At 71.9% G+C, this 4,388-nt stretch carries 4 protein-coding genes; 1 reads left to right on the top strand and 3 read right to left on the bottom strand.

Annotation, left to right across the window (positions count from 1 at the left end):
- The coding region (locus HY68_RS43920) for an MFS transporter (protein WP_041991195.1) at positions 1–1,515 on the bottom strand (1,515 nt) is incomplete at its 3' end.
- A 308-nt stretch (positions 1,516–1,823) separates the two neighbouring features.
- Between HY68_RS43920 and HY68_RS21275 the strand changes: the two genes are divergently transcribed.
- Entirely contained in the window at positions 1,824–2,804 is a 981-nt protein-coding gene (locus HY68_RS21275) for a phosphatase PAP2 family protein (RefSeq protein ID WP_041991194.1), read from the top strand.
- Positions 2,805–2,822: 18 nt separating this feature from the next.
- On the opposite strand, the gene HY68_RS21270 is transcribed toward HY68_RS21275, so the two are convergent.
- On the bottom strand, positions 2,823–3,038 hold the full coding sequence (locus HY68_RS21270; protein ID WP_041991193.1) for an I78 family peptidase inhibitor: 216 nt from the start codon (positions 3,036–3,038) through the stop codon (positions 2,823–2,825).
- 257 nt (positions 3,039–3,295) lie between these two features.
- Positions 3,296–4,255, bottom strand: coding sequence for a YafY family protein (locus tag HY68_RS21265; protein ID WP_041991191.1), 960 nt, complete (start codon positions 4,253–4,255; stop codon positions 3,296–3,298).
- Positions 4,256–4,388 lie beyond the last annotated feature (133 nt).

Below are 4,388 nucleotides of genomic sequence, written 5' to 3'. Positions count from 1 at the left end.
CAGCGCGGCCAGCGCGCCGAGCAGCAGCAGTCCCGCGCTGACCAGCAGCGTGACATGGAGACCGTGCACGAAGGAGTCACGGGCGGCCGTCCGCAGCGAGGCGCCAGCGGACCCGCCGAGCCGGTCCGCCACCTGGTACGCCTCCCCCAGCGAGTCGGCGGCGGCCCCCCTCGCCGCCGCGGGGACGCCGGGCACGGCCGACAGCCCGGGGGCGTACGCCGCGTTCATCACGCTGCCGAGCAGCGCGATCCCCAGCCCGGCGCCCAGTTGGTACGACGTCTCGCCGATCGCGGCCGCCCCGCCCGCCTCGTCGGCGGGGCACTCGCTGAGCATCGACTCGTACGCGCCGAAGAGAGTGGACTGCAGCCCGACGCCGAGCAGGACGAACCCCGCGGTGAGCAGCACCGGACGGTCGTGCTGTCCCATCAGGACCAGCAGCAGCACGGCGGCGGCGGTGAGCACGAACCCCCAGGACACCATCGCGCGCGGCCCCAGCCCGCGCAGCGTCAGCGATCCGGTGGCGCCGGCGGCGATGGCGGCGAAGGTGAGCGGCAGCAGCCGCAGCCCGGTCTCCAGCGGGCTCAGTCCGAGCACCAGCTGGAGGTACTGGACGGCGATCAGCTCCAGGCCCACCAGCGCGAGCATGGCGAGGACGATGCAGCCGACGGAGGTGGCGAAGGTCTTCCTGGCGAACATCCGCACGTCGATCAGCGGATGCGCCAGCCGTCGCTGTCTGCGGACGAACACGACCAGCAGCGCGGCCCCTACGCACAGCGGTCCGACGGTGGCGCCCGAGAGCACGCCCTCCCCCGCGCCGAGCCGCTTCACCCCGAAGACCACCCCGAGCACGCCGACGGCCGCCAGCAGCGCCCCGAGCACGTCCCAGGGACCCTCGGCGCTGCCGCGCGACTCGGGCAGCGCCACCCTGCCGAGCGGCAGGATGACGGCGAGCAGCGGGATGTTGATGAGGAAGACCGAGCCCCACCAGAAGTGCTCGACGAGAAACCCGCCGAGTACGGGCCCCACGGCGGCGCCGACGGCCGCGACGGCGGTCCACGCGCCGATGGCCACGGCCCGCTCACGCCGGTCGGGGAAGACCGCGCGGAGTATCGAGAGCGTCGCCGGCATGATCATCGCGCCGCCGATCCCGAGCAGCGCACGCGCCCCGATCAGCATCTGCGGGGTGGCGGCGAAGGCCGCGAGCGCCGAGGCGGCGCCGAAGATGGCGTAGCCGATCAGCAGCACCCTGCGGCGGCCGACGCGGTCGCCGAGCGTGCCGAAGAGGATCAGCAGCGAGGCGCAGACCAGCGGGTACGCGTCGACGATCCAGAGAAGTTCGACCCCGGTGGGCCGCAGGTCGGCCGTGACGGCGGGGACCGCGACATGCAGCACCGTCGCGTCGAGTGCGACCAGCAGCAGGCTGACGCACAGGACGACCAGCACGAGCCAGCGGTTGGCACCGCCACGGGCGCCGGCGGCGACCGGCCGTGCTGCGGCCGTGGTGGTGCCCGACATCTGTGTACCTCCCATGCGTGCTGCGCGCCCGGCGAGCGTACGCGAGTTGACTCCTGTGGCGTGTGGCGCACGCCTCACCCCGCGCCGCCGCCCGTGGGGGAAATTCGGCGTAACGCGGTGGTGAACGAATTCAAGACCCCACAAAGACACGTACACACACGGCGTGTCGATTAATAAGGAGCAACTCACTTGGATTTCGGTTACCGGCCGGGATAAACCGTGAGCTGAGACATACTCCACATCACATCGTCATCACAAAGAGACCGGAACGACCGGTTCACGCACTCACTCGCTGTAACGTCGATTGGGTGCGTACCGACATCTTCGCCCGGCTGGACCGGGAGCCGGAGCCGCCGAAGATAGAGATCCCGCGGATGAGCCGTACCCGCACGGCTCTCTTCGGCGGGACGCTGGCGTTCTATCTCGCCATCGTCGTTGCCGTGCTGGACTCGTCCTGGCTGGTGACCCTCGACTGGAAGGTCATGCTGTTCCGGCCCTATCAGCAGTGGCCGGGACTGCACGCCTTCCTCGACTACTTCGTGGTGCTCGGCCAGCGCGGTCCCACAGCGGTGATGATCGCCGCCTGGCTGGGCTGGCGCTCCTGGCGGCAGCACACGCTGCGGCCGCTGCTGGCCCTCGGCGCCGCTCTGCTGCTGCTCAACGTGACGGTCGGCGCGGTGAAGCTCGGTCTCGGCCGGCTCGGCCCGCACTACGCGACCCAGATCGGCTCGGCCGAGCTGTTCGCCGGCGGCGATATATTTCCCTCGGGCCACACCGCGAACGCCGTCGTGACCTGGGGAATCCTGGCCTATCTGGCCACCACCCCACTGACCAGGCGGTATCTGTCGATCCTGTCGTCGGCGCTGTCCCTCGGGGTCGGCGCGACCACGGTCTACCTCGGTACGCACTGGCTCAGCGACGTGCTGCTCGGCTGGGCCGCCGGCATGCTGATCCTGCTCGCGCTGCCCTGGTGCGAGCCCACGATCGGCCGAGCCGAGCAGATCATCTTCGCCGTACGCGACCAGTTGCGGGCGCGCGCGCGGGCTGCTTCACCCGCGCGGGTCCCGGCGGGCGGCCTCCGGCCGTCGAAGGTGCCGACGCTCCCGCCCACCGAGGACGACTCCAAGCGGGAACCGATCGGGGCAGGTCACACCGGCCGTAACCCGGCGGGCCGCAGCCCGGCGCAGCTCGCCCAGCCGCGGCCGCACACGCTGCGCTCCGAGCGCTCCCCGATCACGCCGGCCGGCTCGCGCAGGCCGCCTCACTCGCGGCCCGTCACGGGCGGCTGACCTGCGCCGACGTGCGGTCTAGCCGAGCCAGCAGCGGACCACCGTCTCGTCGTCCACCTCGAAGTTCAGCCGCCCGGCGACGTACTCCATCGTGATGATCGAGCCGGGCGGCAGGGACCGCACGGTGGTCCAGCCACGCTCCCTCGCGCGCCGCTCCGCGCTCTCGGCGGAGAGGCCTACGTACGCCTCGGTGTCGTCGTCCGGACGGTCGGGTGATGTCGGTGTCGGTGCCATGCCATTCACCGTAGGCGTACGCGGACGGTGAAGGAAGCGTCCGCCATCCGGACAACCCGTTCCGGTCAGTGAGCGGTCACGCTTTCGTCACAGAATGACGACACGCTTCCGAAGCGAATGACGCGCACTCACAGAGTGTTCACAGGATGCCCCGGACGAATTCAAAGCACCTGAAGATCACATAAATTCGCTCTTCCTGAATTCCACCCGCAGGTAACCGTCCGGTAAGACGGCGGAATATCGGCGGCCGGCCGAATTCAGCGAAGAGACCGGGACAACCGGTCCCTGAGGACCCTGACGTGCTCGGTCAGCTCGACGGGTTCGACCACCTCGAAGTCGACACCGATCAGCGCCACGTGCAGGACCAGCACGTCGAGACTCGCGGCCCCCGTGCGCAGCAGACAGCTGTGGTCGTCGACCGCCTCCAGGGCGCCCGAGGACGGCGACACGAGCCGCGCCGCCTCCTCGCGGGGCACCAGCAGCCGCAGCACGGCGGACGCGGCGTAGACGCGCGAGGAGACCCCGCGCGACACGTACGCGGCGAGATCGGCGGCCGGCGGGGTGCGCGGGGCGAAGCGCGGGCCGTGCGGCGGGGTGGGGGTGATCCGGTCCACCCGGAACGTCCGCCAGTCGGCGCGGTCCACGTCCCAGGCGACGAGGTACCAGCGGCGCTCGGTGCACACCAGCCGGTGCGGCTCCACCCGGCGACCTGCGACCGCCCCCGCGTGGTCCCGGTAGGCGAAGCGCAGTCCCTCACTGTCCCGGCACGCGGTGGCCAGTTCGGTGAGGACGGCCGGGTCGACGGCCGAGGTGCCCGGGCCGCGCAGCATCGGGACGGTGAACGCGTTGAGCGCCCCGACCCTGCGGCGCAGCCGGTCGGGCAGCACCTGCTGGAGCTTGGCCAGGGCGCGTACGGAGCTCTCGCCGATGCCCTCGATGCCGTTGCCCGCCGCTGTGCGCAGCCCGACGGCGACGGCGACCGCCTCGTCGTCGTCCAGGAGCAGCGGCGGCAGTTCGGCGCCGGCGCCCAGCTGGTAGCCGCCGCCCGTGCCGGGGCTGGCGTTCACCGGGTAGCCGAGTTCCCGCAGCCGCTCGACGTCGCGCCGCACGGTCCTGGGGGTGACGCCCAGCCGCTCGGCGAGGTCGGCTCCCGACCAGTCGCGGTGCGCCTGGAGGAGGGAGAGCAGCCGCAGCAGTCGGGCCGAGGTGTCCAGCATGCGGCCGAGTCTGCCAGGGCTCGCGGACAGCTACGGTCCGCAAGGCGCCCCGGAGCGCCGGGCCACGACGGACGCGGAGGACACGACGACGGGAGCGGGGGCCGGGGCCGGCTCAGGCGCGGGCGTCGGGGCC

The organism is Streptomyces sp. AcH 505, assembly GCF_000818175.1.
Lineage (GTDB): Bacteria > Actinomycetota > Actinomycetes > Streptomycetales > Streptomycetaceae > Streptomyces.
This window is presented reverse-complemented; position numbering and strand designations above follow the sequence as displayed.

What these genes read in the sequence shown, in the direction of transcription:
- HY68_RS21270 (WP_041991193.1), bottom strand. Translation starts at nt 3,038, where the DNA reads ATGGCACCGACACCGACATCACCCGACCGTCCGGACGACGACACCGAG.
- HY68_RS21265 (WP_041991191.1), bottom strand. Translation starts at nt 4,255, where the DNA reads ATGCTGGACACCTCGGCCCGACTGCTGCGGCTGCTCTCCCTCCTCCAG.